15 protein-coding genes are annotated in these 15,002 nt (G+C 64.4%); 6 read left to right on the top strand and 9 right to left on the bottom strand.

Annotated elements, in window-relative coordinates; translation table 11 throughout:
* The 3 genes from ACEQXV_RS02945 to ACEQXV_RS02935 all read right to left on the bottom strand — a co-directional run.
* Positions 1 to 486 (bottom strand): flavin reductase family protein (locus ACEQXV_RS02945; RefSeq protein WP_370267820.1); only part of this gene is annotated, 486 nt, incomplete at its 3' end.
* Entirely contained in the window at positions 483 to 1,379 is an 897-nt protein-coding gene (locus tag ACEQXV_RS02940) for an aldo/keto reductase family oxidoreductase (RefSeq protein WP_370267818.1), read from the bottom strand. The genes ACEQXV_RS02940 and ACEQXV_RS02945, both read right to left, overlap by 4 nt.
* Positions 1,376 to 2,530 carry an LLM class flavin-dependent oxidoreductase gene (locus tag ACEQXV_RS02935; protein WP_370267816.1) on the bottom strand — a complete coding sequence of 385 codons (1,155 nt, stop codon included), beginning with the start codon at positions 2,528 to 2,530 and terminating at the stop codon, positions 1,376 to 1,378. The genes ACEQXV_RS02940 and ACEQXV_RS02935 overlap by 4 nt, the downstream gene beginning before the upstream one ends.
* A 94-nt stretch (positions 2,531 to 2,624) precedes the next feature.
* Between ACEQXV_RS02935 and ACEQXV_RS02930 the strand changes: the two genes are divergently transcribed.
* From ACEQXV_RS02930 to ACEQXV_RS02920, 3 genes are read left to right on the top strand one after another with little or no spacing between them, the layout of a single operon-like run.
* Positions 2,625 to 3,335, top strand: coding sequence for a GntR family transcriptional regulator (locus tag ACEQXV_RS02930; RefSeq protein WP_370255016.1), 711 nt, complete (start codon positions 2,625 to 2,627; stop codon positions 3,333 to 3,335).
* An 8-nt stretch (positions 3,336 to 3,343) separates the two neighbouring features.
* Positions 3,344 to 4,435, top strand: a complete 1,092-nt coding sequence (locus tag ACEQXV_RS02925) for a Gfo/Idh/MocA family protein (protein WP_370267814.1) — start codon at positions 3,344 to 3,346, stop codon at positions 4,433 to 4,435.
* Between the two features lie 23 nt (positions 4,436 to 4,458).
* Positions 4,459 to 5,370, top strand: coding sequence for a sugar kinase (locus tag ACEQXV_RS02920; protein WP_370267812.1), 912 nt, complete (start codon positions 4,459 to 4,461; stop codon positions 5,368 to 5,370).
* Here the strand turns inward: ACEQXV_RS02920 and ACEQXV_RS02915 are convergent.
* Genes ACEQXV_RS02915 through ACEQXV_RS02905 form a run of 3 tightly spaced genes read right to left on the bottom strand, consistent with a single transcriptional unit; the run spans position 5,352 to position 7,662 of the window.
* Positions 5,352 to 6,089: a lysophospholipid acyltransferase family protein gene (locus ACEQXV_RS02915; RefSeq protein ID WP_370255011.1), complete on the bottom strand. Its 738-nt coding sequence runs from the start codon at positions 6,087 to 6,089 to the stop codon at positions 5,352 to 5,354. The genes ACEQXV_RS02920 and ACEQXV_RS02915 overlap by 19 nt on opposite strands.
* On the bottom strand, positions 6,086 to 6,988 hold the full coding sequence (locus tag ACEQXV_RS02910) for a cell division protein FtsX (protein ID WP_370267810.1): 903 nt from the start codon (positions 6,986 to 6,988) through the stop codon (positions 6,086 to 6,088). The genes ACEQXV_RS02915 and ACEQXV_RS02910 overlap by 4 nt, the downstream gene beginning before the upstream one ends.
* Positions 6,985 to 7,662 (bottom strand): cell division ATP-binding protein FtsE, encoded by a 678-nt coding sequence (locus ACEQXV_RS02905; protein ID WP_370255007.1) that lies wholly within the window; start codon positions 7,660 to 7,662, stop codon positions 6,985 to 6,987. Before ACEQXV_RS02905 ends, ACEQXV_RS02910 begins: the two co-directional genes overlap by 4 nt.
* A 162-nt stretch (positions 7,663 to 7,824) precedes the next feature.
* Here ACEQXV_RS02905 and ACEQXV_RS02900 point away from each other — a divergent pair, with 162 nt between their 5' ends.
* Complete coding sequence (locus tag ACEQXV_RS02900; RefSeq protein ID WP_370267808.1) at positions 7,825 to 8,580, top strand: zinc-ribbon domain-containing protein; 756 nt, start codon at positions 7,825 to 7,827, stop codon at positions 8,578 to 8,580.
* A gap of 12 nt (positions 8,581 to 8,592) precedes the next feature.
* Here the strand turns inward: ACEQXV_RS02900 and ACEQXV_RS02895 are convergent, their stop codons facing one another.
* A complete protein-coding gene (locus ACEQXV_RS02895) occupies positions 8,593 to 11,127 on the bottom strand; it encodes a TIGR02302 family protein (protein WP_370267806.1) in 2,535 nt (844 codons plus the stop codon).
* A gap of 44 nt (positions 11,128 to 11,171) precedes the next feature.
* Positions 11,172 to 12,437, bottom strand: coding sequence for a diaminopimelate decarboxylase (gene lysA, locus ACEQXV_RS02890; RefSeq protein WP_370267804.1), 1,266 nt, complete (start codon positions 12,435 to 12,437; stop codon positions 11,172 to 11,174).
* 135 nt (positions 12,438 to 12,572) lie between these two features.
* On the opposite strand from lysA, the gene ACEQXV_RS02885 reads away from it, so the two are divergent.
* Positions 12,573 to 13,550 carry a quinone oxidoreductase gene (locus ACEQXV_RS02885; RefSeq protein ID WP_370267803.1) on the top strand — a complete coding sequence of 326 codons (978 nt, stop codon included), beginning with the start codon at positions 12,573 to 12,575 and terminating at the stop codon, positions 13,548 to 13,550.
* A gap of 119 nt (positions 13,551 to 13,669) precedes the next feature.
* On the opposite strand, the gene ACEQXV_RS02880 is transcribed toward ACEQXV_RS02885, so the two are convergent.
* A complete protein-coding gene (locus ACEQXV_RS02880) occupies positions 13,670 to 13,975 on the bottom strand; it encodes a DUF2834 domain-containing protein (RefSeq protein WP_370253305.1) in 306 nt (101 codons plus the stop codon).
* 174 nt (positions 13,976 to 14,149) lie between these two features.
* Between ACEQXV_RS02880 and ACEQXV_RS02875 the strand changes: the two genes are divergently transcribed.
* Positions 14,150 to 15,002: NAD(P)/FAD-dependent oxidoreductase (locus tag ACEQXV_RS02875; RefSeq protein ID WP_370267801.1), on the top strand; the 853-nt coding region annotated here is incomplete at its 3' end.

The following is a 15,002-nucleotide window of genomic DNA, read 5'->3' as shown; positions in this document are numbered from 1 at the left end:
TTGCCCCCCGTAGAAGAGCAGCGGCAAGCCCTGCCTGACCGAGGCTTTCAGCACCCGCGCCACGATGATCGCGTGATCGCCCCCGTCGTATTCCGCGTAGCGTTCGCATTCGAACCGGGCAAGACAGCCTTCGAGCAACGGCACACCCTGCTCGTTCGCGGCCCATTCCGCCTGATCGAAGGCATGTGGTGAGGCAGCAAAGGCACGGCAAAGCGGCATTTGCCCATCGGCCAGAACATGGATCGCCATATGTTCAGCCTCGGAAAAGAACGGGTAGCGACGCGAATTGCGCGAAGCCGACCACAGCACCAGCGGAGGATCGAGCGAAACGGAAGAAAAACTGTTGGCCGTGATCCCGACGGGGCCAGCCTCCGTGCCCGTAGTAACGATGGTCACGCCAGTGCCAAAGCGCGACAACGCCCCGCGCAGTTCCCGTCCCATCTCGGGGCCGGGATGGAAATGATGCATCGCGTCCTGCATGGTCATGGCACCTCCCTCCCCCAGGCGGCCGTCAGGATCTCGAACCAGGTTTCCCGATCCAGTTCCACGCGGGTCGCATCGGAAATGGCGCGGATCCGGTCGAGGTTGTTCGTGCCCATGACAGGCGCCAATTTCGCGGGATGCGCCAGAAGCCAGGCCACCGCCACGGCGGTTGCATCAACACCCTGCTCGCGCGCCACGCGATCCAACACCGCGCGCACCGCAGTGCCCTCGTCCCCGAACAGGCGGCCACCGCCAAGCGGCGACCACGCCATCGGGCGAATGCCGCGTTCCTGCATCCAGGCGATGTCGCCATCGATGAAGGGCATGAAATGCAGCACGCTCGCCTCGACCTGGTTGGTGCAGAGCGGCGTTGTCATCGCCGATTGCAGCAGGGTCCAGTCGTTGAGCTTGAAGTTCGACACGCCCACCGCGCGCACCTTGCCAGACGCGACCAGCCTATCCAGCTCGGCACCCGTTTCATGGTGATCCATCATCGGGTCAGGGCGGTGGATCAGCAGCAGGTCAATGTGGTCCGTGCCCATGTTGACCAGCGACGCCTCGACCGAGGCCGCGATATGGGCAGCGGAAGTATCGTAGTATTTCACCCGCTTTCCCGCGTATTTGCCGATCGGGGCCACGATATCGCACTTGGTGACGATCTCGATCCGGTCGCGCAGGTCGGGTGCGGCCCGCAGGGCCGCCCCCAGCACCTCCTCGGCGCCATAGTCGCCGTAGATATCGGCCTGGTCCATGGTGGTGAGGCCCTGTTCCAGGCAGGCTTCGATCTTGGCCTGCACATGGGCGGGCGAGGTGTCGGTATCATCGGCCACGCGCCACATGCCATAGACGAGGCGGCTGATTTCCAGCTGGCCGGACAGGTCCAATCGTTCCGTCATTTGCGCTCTCCCACGCCAAGCGGCGTCATCGGGGTTTCACTCGGCACGCGGCCATATGCATGCGGCAGGGAACAGGTCGTCAGGTGTGGCATGACCTTCTCGCCGAAGATCTTGCATTCTTCCAGGTGCGGGTAGCCCGAGAAGATGAAGGCGCGCATTCCCATCGTCTTGTAGTCCTCGATCTTGGTCAGCACCTGGTCGACCGACCCGACAAGCGCTGCGCCGCAGCCCGACCGCGCCCGGCCTACGCCAGTCCAGAGATTGGGTTCCACGTAACCAAACTTGTCGGCCAGTTCCCGCGCCTTGGCCTGGTGCGCAACGCCAAGCGAGATGGAGTCATGCGCCCGGTCGCGGATCAGCTTTCCATATTCGTCATCGAGCTTGGACACGATGTAATCGGCATACTCCCGCGCCTCGGCCTCGGTGTCGCGCACGATCATGTGCACCCGCAAGCCGTAATCCAGCGTCCGGCCATACCGTTCCGCCACCGCGTTCACGGCCTTCATGCGCTCGGCCAGGTTTTCCTTGGGCTCGGGCCACATCAGGTAGACATCGCAATGCTGGCCGCACAGCTCCAGCGCGTCGGGCGAGTAGCCCCCGAAGTAGAGCAGCGGCCCGCCTGTCTGGTAGGGTTTCGCGGGGTCGGTGGTCAGCCCCTTGAAGCTGTAGACTTCGCCCTCGTGATTGATCTCGTCCTGCGTCCACGCCTGCTTGAGGATCTCCACGACCTCACGCGACCGCTGGTAGCGCAACTTGCTGTCGGCAACTTCGCCGGGGAAGTCCGAACTGATGATATTGACCGTCAGGCGGCCCTTCAGCATGTGATCGAGCGTGGCAATGGTGCGCGCGAGCATGATCGGTTGCATCTCGCCACAGCGCACGGCGGCCAGCATGTTGATCCGGTCGGTGATCGGCGCATTCCCGGCAACGAAGGACAGCGTGTCCTGACCCACCTGGTAAGAGGACGGACAGAGGATGTTCCGGAACCCCTGGCGTTCCGCCTCGCGCAGAATGCCGGAACAATGGTCCCAGCTCGACCGCAGGTCGCCATCGGGCACGCCAAGGAACTGGTAATCGTCGGAACAGAGCGCCGCGAACCAAGACACCTCGGCAGCGTCCAGATCGGCTGAAGTGATGGGAACCACCGTCATGAAAACATTCCTCCCAGACTCATCATTTTCTTCTTGCGTAGCATTGCCCAATGAGTAGATCAATAATGTATCAATTTAGCTTTCGGTGCATCAAATGCCCCCCAATCAACCCGGCGGAGCCCTGCCGATCTACCTGCAAATCAGCGAGATGCTGATCCGCGATATCGCGGCCGGACGGTTGATGGATGGAAGCCGGCTACCGCCGGAACGCGAGATGGCGAAGTCCCTGGATATATCGGTCGGCACGCTCAGAAAAGCTTTGTCCGAGCTGGAAAATCGGGGGCTTCTGGACCGCCGGCAAGGGTCAGGAAATTATATAAGATCGAAAGCGACGCCCGAAGGAATCTATGCTTTCTTCCGCCTCGAACTCGTCGGCGGTGGCGGCCTTCCAACGGCACAGGTCCTGGACGTCGCCCGCATGCAGAAGCCCGCTGATCTGCCCCGCTTCGGTGCATCAATCGAGGCCCACAGGATTCGTCGGATGCGATTCCTTGGCGGCGAGCCTGCCGCAGTCGAGGAAATCTGGCTGGATGCCAGCCATGCCGACCGCATCGACGCCGGGGACCTCCTGCATTCGCTTTACATGTTCTACCGCGAGACGCTCGATCTGTGGATCACCGGCTATGAGGACCAGGTCGGCGTCGCGTCCTGCCCTGAATGGGCCCCACCTGAGTTCGGCCCGCGCCCCGGTGCGCCCTGTGGACTGGTCGAACGCCAAAGCCGCGCGCGCGACGGCAGCATCGCCGAGGTTTCCCGCAACTGGTTTGACAGCAACGTGGCGCGTTACGTCGCCCGCATGAGGTAATCCCCCAAATGACACCCCCCTTGCGTTACGGCATCATCGGCTGCGGCATGATGGGCCAGGAACATATCCGCAATATCGCATTGATCGACGGAGCCGAGGTTGTTGCCGTGTTCGAGCCCGATGCGGGTATGCAGGATGAAGCCGCCAGGCTGGTGCCCGGACTTCGCTTCGCCGACAGCATCGCCGCGCTCCTGGCCATGGACGATGTCAACGCCCTGCTCATTGCCTCGCCCAACTTCCGCCACGTGGAGCAGCTGGAGGAGATCGCCCGGCTGCGCGCCCTGCCCATCCTGGTGGAAAAACCGCTTTATACAGATCCCGCCCATGCCGAGCGCATTGCCCGGCTCGAAGCCGACTATCCGCAGTTGATCTGGGTTGCGATGGAGTATCGCTACATGCCGCCGATTGCAGCCTTGCTGGAACAGGCCGACGCGGCAACGGGCGGCATCCGCATGCTGACGATCCGCGAGCACCGCTTTCCCTTCCTTGAAAAGGTGGGCGACTGGAACCGCTTCAATCACCAGACCGGGGGAACGCTGGTCGAGAAATGCTGCCATTTCTTCGACCTGATGCGGCTGGCTCTGAAATCTGACCCCGTTCGCGTGATGGCATCAGGGGGGCAGGCCGTGAACCACCTGGACGAACGCTATGATGGCCAGACACCAGACATCTGGGACAACGCCTATGTCATCGTCGATTTCGCCAATGGCGCGCGGGCAATGCTGGAGCTGTGCATGTTCGCTGAAGGCAGCCGCTACCAGGAAGAGATTTCCGCCGTCGGCCCAGTGGGCAAGATCGAAGCCTTCGTGCCCGGCCCCGGCCGCTTCTGGCCCGAGCACCTCGGCGCGCCGCCGGTGCCCAAGCTGATCGTCAGCCCGCGCGACCCGCGAGGCCCGCGCGAGCTGGATATACCCGTCGAGCCCGACTTGCTGGACGCGGGCGACCACAATGGATCGACCTACTACCAACACAAGTTTTTCGCGGATGCCGCCCGAACGGGCGGCCGCCCTCACGTGTCACTGTCCGACGGGGCATGGGCGGTGCGGATGGGTCTTGCCGCGCAGGAATCGGCGGCGACGGGCCAGGCGGTGCTGCTATAACGCCCTGAGGAAAGGGGACAGCCATGACCGACATCCTGACGCTCGGAGAGGCGCTGATCGAATTCATGCGCCTGCCCGATGAGGGCGCGCGCGTGCTCTATGAACGGGGGTTCGGCGGTGACACGTCGAATGCCGCCATCGCGGCAGCGCGCCAAGGCGCATCCGTCGGGTATCTTTCCGCCGTGGGCGACGATCTCTTCGGCCAGGAGCTGCGGGCACTGTGGCGGGCCGAGGGCGTGTCTGCGGCTCATGTCATCACGCGTGCAGGCGATCCAACGGGGGCTTACTTCGTCCAACCCCATGCCTCGGGTCGGAATTTCAGCTATGCACGGCGCGGATCGGCCGCCAGTCTCTACGGGCCGGATGATGTGCCCGCAGCCGCCATTGCCGACGCCAGTGTGCTGCACAGTTCGGGACTCTCCCAGGCCATCAGCCCGACCATGCGCGCCGCCGTGCGGCGCGGGGCAGAACTGGCCCGGGCGAGTGGCACGCTTGTGTCCTTCGACACCAATCTGCGGCTGAACCTGTGGTCGCTGGAGGAGGCGATGGCGGCGGCCGAGGAGATCCTGCCGCTGGCAGACATCGTCTTTCCATCGGATGACGAGGCCGAACTGCTTACGGGCCTTTCAGATCCCGATGCGATCCTCGATCACTACCTCGGCTATGGCGCGCAGATCGTGGCGCTCAAGCGCGGCGCGCGAGGGGTGAGGATCGCGACGCCCGCGTCGCGCACAGACATTCCCCCAGCCCTCTCAAACCCGCTCGATTCAACCGGGGCGGGCGACAGTTTTGCCGGGGCCTTCCTGGCCTACTTCCTAGAAACAGGGGACGTGCTCCGCGCGGGTCAGCTTGCCGCCAAGGTGGCCGCCGGAACGGTCAGCGGGTTCGGCGCAATCTCTCCCATTCCCCGACGGGATCAGGTCTGGTCAGACTGACTGACCTCGAAACCCGCCTCCGCCATCAACCGGTTGGAATGGTTTTCCACGACCGCTTCCAGTTCTGCCATGAAGGCCCCGGTTTCCAGCCCGGGTGCGATCGCGGGCAGGAACTCCACCACCGCAAGTCCCGGCTTGCGCAGGATACCGTGACGCGGCCAGAACACGCCCACGTTGGTCGCCGCCGGAACGCAGGTCTGCCCGGTTTGCTGGTAAAGCACGGCTGTCCCGATCTTGTAGGGCTTGTCCGCCCCCGGTGCCACGCGCGTGCCTTGCGGGTAGATAATCAGCTGCCCAGGTTCCTGCGCGCCGGATTTTACGCCCTCGACCATCTGTTGAATGGCCTGCGCACGCTTGCCACGGTCAACCGCGACACAGCCGATCCGCTTGGCATACCACCCCAGGATCGGGGCGTATTTCAGGATCGACTTCATGATAAACCTTGGCCGGGGCACGACCGAGACGATCAGGATGATATCGAAGAAGCTTTGGTGTTTTGCCGCGATCAGCACTTCACCCTGGGGAACTTCACCGCGGATTTCGGATTTCAACCCGACCATCCATGACGCCGTCCACCGCACCCAACGACAATAGGTATGGACCGCCTTGAAAGCCGCCTCGCGCCGGACGATGGCGAATGGGGCGAACACAATCGCCAGCACCAGCATGGCGACATACATCTGGCCGATGAAAATCAGGGACCGGATCCACTGGATCATGGCAGACTCCTTAGCGTTTTGAAGGCAGCGCTCCGCGTAGCCCAGAAGGCCGTGATGGCGGCCAGCGGCGGCACGGTCAAGGGCCAGAGCCAGTGAAGCCCCGCGAAACCAAGCCCGGTCAGGAAGCCGCCTTCCTCCTGCGCGCTTGGCAAAAGGGCCACGGCAAGCATGCCGAGGGCCGTTCCCACGGCGGCACCGGTCAGGGCACGCAGGGTAAAGCGGCGCACGAAAGCACGCGCAATGTAGTGGTCGCGCGCGCCCACCAGGCGTAGCACCCGGATGACCTTGACGTTGGCCGCCAGCGCGGACTGCGCGGCCAGGGTTATCATGGCGGCAACAGAGCCCAGGATCAGGGCCAGGGAGATCCAGCCAAGCGAGCGCAGGCGTTCTGCCGCGCGCACAAGCGGCCTGCGCCACCGGGTATGATCGTCCAGCACGGCACCCGGGGCTTCGGCGGCCAATCGCAGACGCAAGCCATCCGGATCATAACCCTCTTCGGTCTCGATCACTTCGACCAGTCGGGGAACCGGCAGGTCCTCCAGTGGCAGGTCCGGGCCGAACCACGGCTCCAGCAGGGCGCGCTGTTCGTCTTCCGTCAGCGCCCGCGCCGAGGCCACGCCGGGGGTCTGTTCCAGCACTTCCAGAACGGCCCAGATCTGCGCCTCCATTTGCGCGGCGGGTGCCGAGATTCGGATCGTGGAACTGCGTGCCAGGGCCTCTGACCAGCGATCGGCCAACCGGCCAGACGCCAGCGACAGGGCCAGCGCGAACACGGCAAGGAAGGCCATTGCCCCGGAGGTAAAGAGCGTCAGCCTCACCGAGTGGCCGCGCCGGGGCACCACCCGATCGGCCTGCGCGTCGCCCTTCAGAATGTCGAGAATACCGGACGGCCTGCTCATAGATCGGCCCCCGCCAGTTGCAGACGCCCACCCGCGATGCGCAGAACCCGTGCCGACACTTGCGCCTTGGCCGCCCGGATCAGGGCGAGGTCATGGGTGGCAATGAGGATGGTCTTGCCCATGCGGTTGAGTTCCACCAGCAATTGCAGCAGGCGCAGGGACATCTCCCAGTCGATGTTACCCGTGGGTTCGTCGGCCAGGATCACATCCGGATCGGTCATCACGGCGCGGGCCAGCGCGGCACGTTGGCGTTCACCACCGGACAGTTCTGGTGGCAAGGCAGAGGCCCGCGCGGTCAGGCCAACCCAGCCGATCAGTTCGGAAAGATTGCCATCAGAGCCGGGCCCGTTTCGCCCTGCAACCGTCAGCGGCAGGGCTATGTTTTCCTTAAGGGGCAGATGATCGAGAAACTCGCAATCCTGATGCACCACGCCCATACGCTGGCGGGCTAGGGCGATCTCGTCCCGGCTCATGGTCGCAGCGTCCTGTCCGAAAATGTTGACCTGCCCGCCCGTCGCGGTCAGATCGGCATAGCACAGCTTCAGGAAGGTCGTTTTCCCGGACCCGGATGGACCGGTCAGAAAGTGGAATGACCCCGGCGCCAGCCGAAGGGAAATATCGGACAGAAGGGGGCTGCCACCATAGCCATACGCAGCCTCTTTCAACTCGATCACGCGCCTGCTCCGTCCCTCTTTGCTGAGACCGTCATGCCTCACCCCGGGCTTTCTTGCAATCGTAAGCCCATGCAATGGCTTGGAATGGCGGAATCGCGTTGGTAGAGTTGCGAAAGATTTCAAGTTCCTGGTCCGCTTCCGGGCGACCGCGTGAGGATGTCGATGCGCCTGACCTGCCCAAACTGCAGCGCCCGTTACGAGGTGGATGACTCGCTCATTCCGCCCGAGGGCCGGGATGTGCAGTGCTCCAACTGCGCCACGACTTGGTTCCAGCCCGGAAACCGGGCCCGGGTTGAAGACCCTACCCCTGCCCCTGCAGGCGACGGCGAGCGCAGCTCGCCGCGCCGTGAACTGGACCCTGCGCTGCGGGACATCCTGCGCGAGGAACGCGAGCGCGAAGAAACCCTTCGCCGGGCCGCAGCCCCCGTCGATGAGGAGCAGGAAGAGATGGCGCTCGACAGCGCGCCGCCGCCTGCTACCCGTGCGACCGACCCCGAAGAGCAGGCCGACGCCGCCGCGGATGAACTGGCCACGATCCGTGCTGACCTGGAAGCCGAAGCACGGGACGGCGGGCGCGGCCCGTCGGGCCGCGACCTGCTGCCCGATATCGAAGAGATCAACTCGACCCTGCGCTCAACCACCGACCGCGACGCGGGCGAGTTCCGCACGACCGACATCGAAAGCATGGATTTGCGGCCACGGCGTCGACGCGGCTTCCGCGTGGGGTTCCTGCTGATGATCCTGCTGGCTGCTGCCGCCGTGGGGGCCTACGCCTACGCCCCGCTTATCGCGGATGCCGTGCCACAAGCCGGCCCCTACCTGGCGCAATATGTCGATCAGGTGAACGAGTTGCGGGTCTGGCTCGACGGGCTTGTGCAGTCGCTTGCCGATCAGCTGGCCGCGCGCGCGGGCAGCTGATCGCGGCCCGCCTCAGCGGTTTTCTGCGAACCGGTCCAGCAAGCGCCTCAGGTAGTCCAGTTCGACCTCGGGGCGGTCCTGTTCGGCGGAGCGGCGGCGAATTTCATCAAGCAGTTCGCGTGCACGCCGGAACGCCTCTTCGCGTTGCTCGAAGCTTTCCTCTGTCCCGAACGCCCCGGAATTGCCGGCCTGGCGACCCAACGGGTCTTCCAGCGGGCGCTCGGCAAACATGTTGCCCTCTGCCTGCCCCTGCCCGGGATCGTCGCCCTGATCACCGGCGAGCGCCTCACCAAGGGCTTCCATGCCATCGCGCAGGGCTTCCATCGCTTCGGACTGGCTATCGAGCGCCTCGGCCAGATCGCCTTGTTCTAGCTCTTCAATGGCCTCGCGCATGGCCCGGCCTGCCTCTTCCAGTTCGCGCAGCGCCTCGCGCCCTTCCTCGGTGCCCTGCCCCGGAAGGCTCTGAGCCTGTTCCCGCAACTGCTCCAGCAATTCACGCTGGCGCTCGGCAAGGCTGCCTTCATCGTTTTCTCCGCCCTGCTCGCCACCCTGCTGGTTCCCGTCCGACCCCTCCTGCCCCTCTTCGGGGCGCGGGGCATTGGGGTTGAATCGTTCCTGCAAGTCGCGGAAGGCCTGGTCGGCAAGCCCCTGCTGATCGCGCAAGGTATCCTGAAGCCCGTCCATGGCCTCCTGGCCGGGGCTGCGCGGACCGTTGGGATTGTTGCCGCCTTGGGTGATCTGCATGTTTTCCATCATCTGGCGAAGCGCATCCAGCATCTCCTGCGCCTCTGCCATGCGGCCCTGCTGCATCAACTCCTCGATCCGCCGCATCATCTCTTCCAGCGCATCCATGCTGAGTTCCATCGACTCGCCCGACTGGTCCGGCTCATCGGTGCCATCACCAGGCTCCGTGTTGTCTGCGAGTTCCTGCATGTAGTCCTGCATCGCGTCGCGCAGTTCCTGCATCAGCTGGTCAATCTCCTCGTCGCTGGCCCCCTGGCGCATGGCTTCGGCCAAGCGGTCCTGCGCCCGTCGCAGACGTTCCAGCGCATCGGCAAGGTCGCCTTCCTCCAGCGCCAGTGCCGCGCTCCAGAGGATCTCGGCAACCTCGTCGCGGGTTTCGGCAGACAGGCTGTCCACCCCGGCTTCGAGCCGCTGGATCACGGCGCGCACCTGGCGATAGACCTCTTCATTCTCGAAAAATTCATCAGGCTGGTAGGTGATCGCGCGCAGCAACTGCGCAACGCGCCCAGCGTTCTCACGCGACCACAGCAGGTCGCGGCGCATCTCGATCAGCGCATTGGCGATCGGGTCGAAGAAGCGGCGGCCCGGCAAGCGGTCGAGCTCGACAATCGTTTGCCCTTGCTGGCCGGCATCGTCCTCGACCGTCAGTTCCAGCCGAACGGGCAAGGTCGCGAAGGGATGTTGCGACAGGTCCTCGACCAGAACCTCTGAAAACTCCTCGCGCCCGCCCCTGAACGGAAGGGGAAGATCGAGAACAAGGGCCTCGCGCGGCTCCGGCGCGACGGCGAGCCCATAGCGGCGGTCTGCCGCCTCGGGCCAGAGCGTCAGCACCGCCTGGCCGGACCGGATACCATAGTCGTCCTGTGCTGCGTAGGTCATCTGCACCGACCCCGGCGGCACGCCTGTCACGGGTTCAGCCAGATCGACCGTGGGGGCACGGTCCGCAAGCATCACGATGCGCCAGCTTCGCGGGGTGGCGCCGGTGATTTCCAACGCGCCGGATTGCTCGACGATAATCTGGCGGGACAGGCTGGCCGGATCGGTCGGCGGATCAATGTCCTGAAGGCTCTGGGTGATGGTGATCGCCTCCGCCTCACCATAGATGCGCAAGGTGATGCGAGAGCCCGCGGGAACTTCGAATTCTTCGGCGACGATTTCATTGAGATAGAGCGAGGGGCGCCCGGTATAGAGCGGCGGCTCGACCCAGCCTTCCCAACTTGGGCCCCCAGTCGCGGGCATCTGCGGCGCACCGGCCATGGCATCTCCCACGTCCACCACCTTCCACAATGTCCCGAAGAGCAGCGCCATGGCGAAAGCGGTTGCTGCCATGAAACGCAATCCATACGGGTCCCGGTCGTGCAGGCGCAGGTCGGGTTCCGGCGCACGCGCCGTTGCCGCGCGGGCTGCCATGCGGTGCTGATGCGCCTGCCAGACTGCCAGGGACTGCGCGTCGCCACGACCGATGGCGGGATTGTCCAGAAGGGCGGTCAGGGGGCGGCCCGGCAGAGTGCCATCGAGGCGCTCCATCGCCTCGGCCCGGGACGGCCAGCGAAACCGGCGCAGACCGGAAACCAAAGCCCAGACCAGGGCGATCCCGGCCGCGGCGAGACCGCCGATCAGCCAGCCACCTGGCAGCGCCTCGGCGGCGCCGAACGCCAGCGCCGCAACGCCCGACAGGACGATGGTCCAGACGGGCCAGAAGGCGCGGACGGCCCGCTCCGCCCCGATCCCGAGGCGGGTCAGCCTCAGGGGCCAGGCAAGGCGATCGAGCGTCGCCCGTGCAAGTCGGGTCTGGTCGGTCATGTGACCTTTCGCGGGTTATGTCCCTCAGTTGGGACTGGGGCGGCCTAGAGCCACTCTGGCACGATATCGCGATTGATCATTTCGTCAAATGTCGGACGGGGGCGGATGACGGCGAATTGATCGCCTTTCACCAGAACCTCGGGGATGAGAGGCCGCGTGTTGTATTCCGAGGCCATGACCGCGCCATAGGCCCCCGCAGAGCGGAAGGCCACGAGGTCCCCTGCGGCAAGGGGCGTCAACTCGCGGCCCTTGGCGAAGGTGTCGCCGCTTTCGCAGACGGGCCCCACGATGTCGAAGGCCGCACGCTCGGTGCCGGGCGCGGGCTCGATCACTGGATCGATATCGTGATGGGCCGAATACATGGACGGGCGCACCAGGTCGTTCATCGCCGCGTCGAGGATCAGGAAGTTCCGCCCCTCTCCTTCCTTGAGATAGATCACCGACGAGACCAGAAGCCCGGCATTGCCCGCGATCAGGCGGCCCGGCTCGATCTCGACTTCAACGTCCAGCCCCTCAACCGAGCGCTTGATGAGCGCGCCATAATCCAGCGGCAGCGGCGGTGCCTCGTTCGACCGGGTGTAGGGGATGCCAAGCCCACCCCCGAGATCGAGCCGCCGAATATCGTGCCCGTCAGCACGCAGGGTCCGGGTCAGCTCTGCGACCTTCTTGTAGGCTTGTTCGAAAGGCTCCAGTTCCACCAGCTGGCTGCCGATATGCACGTCGATCCCGATCACCTCCAGCCCCGGCAGGCCGGCGGCCAGAGCGTAGACCTCGCGGGCTCGGGCAATGGGGATGCCGAACTTGTTCTCGGACTTCCCGGTCGCAATCTTTTCGTGGGTGCGCGCGTCGACATCGGGGTTCACGCGGATCGTCACCGGTGCAGTTACACCAAGCGATGTGGCGACCTGGGAAATCGCCAGCATCTCGGGCTCGCTCTCGATGTTGAACTGCCGAATGCCCCCGGACAGTGCTGCGCGGATTTCCTCCTGTGTCTTGCCGACACCCGAAAAGACGATCCGGTCTCCCGGAACGCCCGCTGCCTTTGCCCGGGCGTATTCCCCGCCCGACACCACGTCCATCCCGGCACCGAGGTCCGCCAGAACCCTGAGAACGGCCTGGTTGGAATTGGCCTTCATCGCGTAGCAGACCATGTTCGGAACGCCGTCCAGCGCATCCTTGAAGAGCTGGTAATGCCGTGTCAGCGTAGCCGTGGAGTAGACATAGAACGGGGTCCCGACCGCCTCGGCGATTGCGGGCAGGGGCACGTCTTCGGCATGAAGGATGCCGTCACGGTAAAGGAAGTGGTCCATCGGGGTCGGCCTTGCTGCAAGCTCAGCCCGCGCCCTAGCATCATGGTGGGAAAATTCAAAGAGCTACTCGACTTGGGACGGGGGCGGACTTAGCTCTTGTCGCAACGATGTGTCATCCAAGGGAGGGAAAGACCCATGACGGTTCGCACTATGGTGATCGAGGAACATGGTGGCCCCGAGAAGTTCAAGATGGTCGAAGCAGAGCTTGGCCAACCCGGCCCGGGCCAGGTCATGATCCGGCACAAGGCCGTCGGTCTGAATTTCATCGACGTCTACCAGCGCACCGGGCTTTACCCGATGTCCCTGCCCCACGCGCTCGGCATGGAGGCCGCGGGTATCATCGAGGCTGTGGGCGAGGGCGTGACGCATCTGAAGACCGGCGACCGCGCCGCCTATGCTGCGACCCCGCCCGGTGCCTATTGCGATGCCCGCGTGATGCCGGCCGCGCAAGTCTGCCCGCTGCCTGACGCGATTTCCTTCGAGGAAGGCGCGGCGATGATGCTCAAGGGGCTGACCACCCATTACCTCTTCCGCCGCACGACCCCGATCCTGCCGGGGGACACGGTTCTGTTTCATGCCGCCGCGGGCGGCGTGGGCCTGATCGCCTGCCAGTGGGCGCGCTCCGAAAGCATTCGCCTGATCGGAACCGCGGGAACGGACGAAAAGTGCCAACTGGCGCTCGATCACGGGGCAAGCGAGTGCATCAATTACCGCAAGGAAGACTGGGCCGCCCGGGTGAAGGACCTGACCGGTGGCGTGGGTGTTGACGTGGTTATGGATGCCGTGGGCGCGGATACGTTCGAGGGCTCTCTCGACTGCCTCAAGCCGCTTGGCATAATGATCAGCTTCGGCAATGCCTCGGGGGCCGTGCCGCCTTTCTCGGTCGGCCTGCTCGCCCAGAAAGGCTCGCTCAAGATCACGCGGCCCACGCTCTTCACCCATATCGCTGACGGACCGACATGCCAGCAGATGGCAAGCGAGTTGTTCGAGAAAGTCGTGGCGGGCGACGTGAAGATCAGGATCGACCAGCGCTTCCCGCTGCAAGATGTTGCCGAGGCGCACCGCGCGCTGGAAGCGCGGCAAACCACCGGCTCAACGATCCTGACGCTCTGATCCCGCGCGGGGCGGCCGGTCGACCGGCCGCCGGTGACGCGGGTTCGAAACCGGGGTTCTGCGCTCCTTCAACGGGGCGCAGAACAACGTGCGTAGACGCGCCTTATCAGTGCCCTGCCTCAACGCCGCAGCGCAAGATAGAGCGGCAGGCCGCAGCTGACGCCGATGCAGAACGTGGCCGGAATGGCGAGCAGACCCCACCAGTTCCGCCCGCGCACCACCTCGATCAGCACCCATAGGGTAAGGGCCAGCGCCGAGACGGTCAGGTCCCAGACAAGGCCCGAGGTTGCGGCATTGGCGTGCCAGGCATCCACCATTCCCATGATCGAAAAGCCGTTCTCTGCGAACCAGGCCAGGAAGTAGCGTATGGGCAGCACGGTTCCGAGAATCGCGAGTGCAAAGAACAACAGGCGGAACGGGGTCATCAAACTCTCCTTTTTCGCGGCCCCGAGCCAAGGGGCGACGAAACATAGTTAGTCTGCGACCCCGAAAGGCAAAGTGATGTTGCGTCGCAATTGACGCAGCAGGCGGGCCGCGTTACCCCATCGCGAACCGAAATTCTTGGCGCTTGGGGGCGTCGAACCGGAGGAAATGCGGGAATGTCCGAGATCGAACGGGAATCGATGGAATACGACGTTGTCATCGTGGGGGCGGGGCCGGCTGGTCTGTCTGCTGCGATCCGGCTGAAGCAGCTCGATGCCGACCTCAGCGTCGTTGTGCTGGAAAAGGGCTCGGAAGTGGGGGCGCACATCCTGTCGGGTGCCGTGCTGGACCCGTCGGGTCTCGACGCACTGATCCCGGACTGGAAGGCGAAGGGTGCGCCGCTGAATACGCCAGTGAAGGAAGACAACTTCTACGTGCTCGGCCCCGCGGGCCAGCTGCGCGTGCCGAACTTCCCGATGCCGCCCCTGATGAACAACCATGGCAATTACATCGTCTCGATGGGCAATGTCTGCCGCTGGATGGCCGAGCAGGCAGAGGAACTGGGTGTCGAGATTTTCCCCGGCATGGCCTGCTCTGAACTCGTCTACGGCGACAATGGCGAGGTGAAGGGTGTCGTGGCCGGTGTCTTCGGGCTAGAGCCCGATGGGTCCATCGGCGAGGGCACCGAGCCGGGGATGGAGCTGCACGGCAAATACGTGTTCCTGTCCGAAGGCGTTCGCGGCTCGCTCGCCAAGGAGGTCATCGCGAAATACGACCTGTCCCACGGCCATTGCCCGCAGAAATTCGGCATCGGCATGAAGGAAATCTGGGAAATCGACCCGGAAAAGCACCGCGAAGGCACCGTGACCCATACTATGGGCTGGCCCTTGGGCAAGAACGCGGGCGGCGGGTCGTTCATCTATCACCGTGAAAACAATCAGGTCTATGTAGGCTTTGTGGTTCACCTGAACTACAATAACCCGCACCTGTACCCCTATATTGAATTACAGCGTTTCAATCATAACCCGA

Source organism: Nioella sp., assembly GCF_964229645.1.
In the GTDB taxonomy this organism is placed as follows: domain Bacteria; phylum Pseudomonadota; class Alphaproteobacteria; order Rhodobacterales; family Rhodobacteraceae; genus Nioella.
This window is presented reverse-complemented; position numbering and strand designations above follow the sequence as displayed.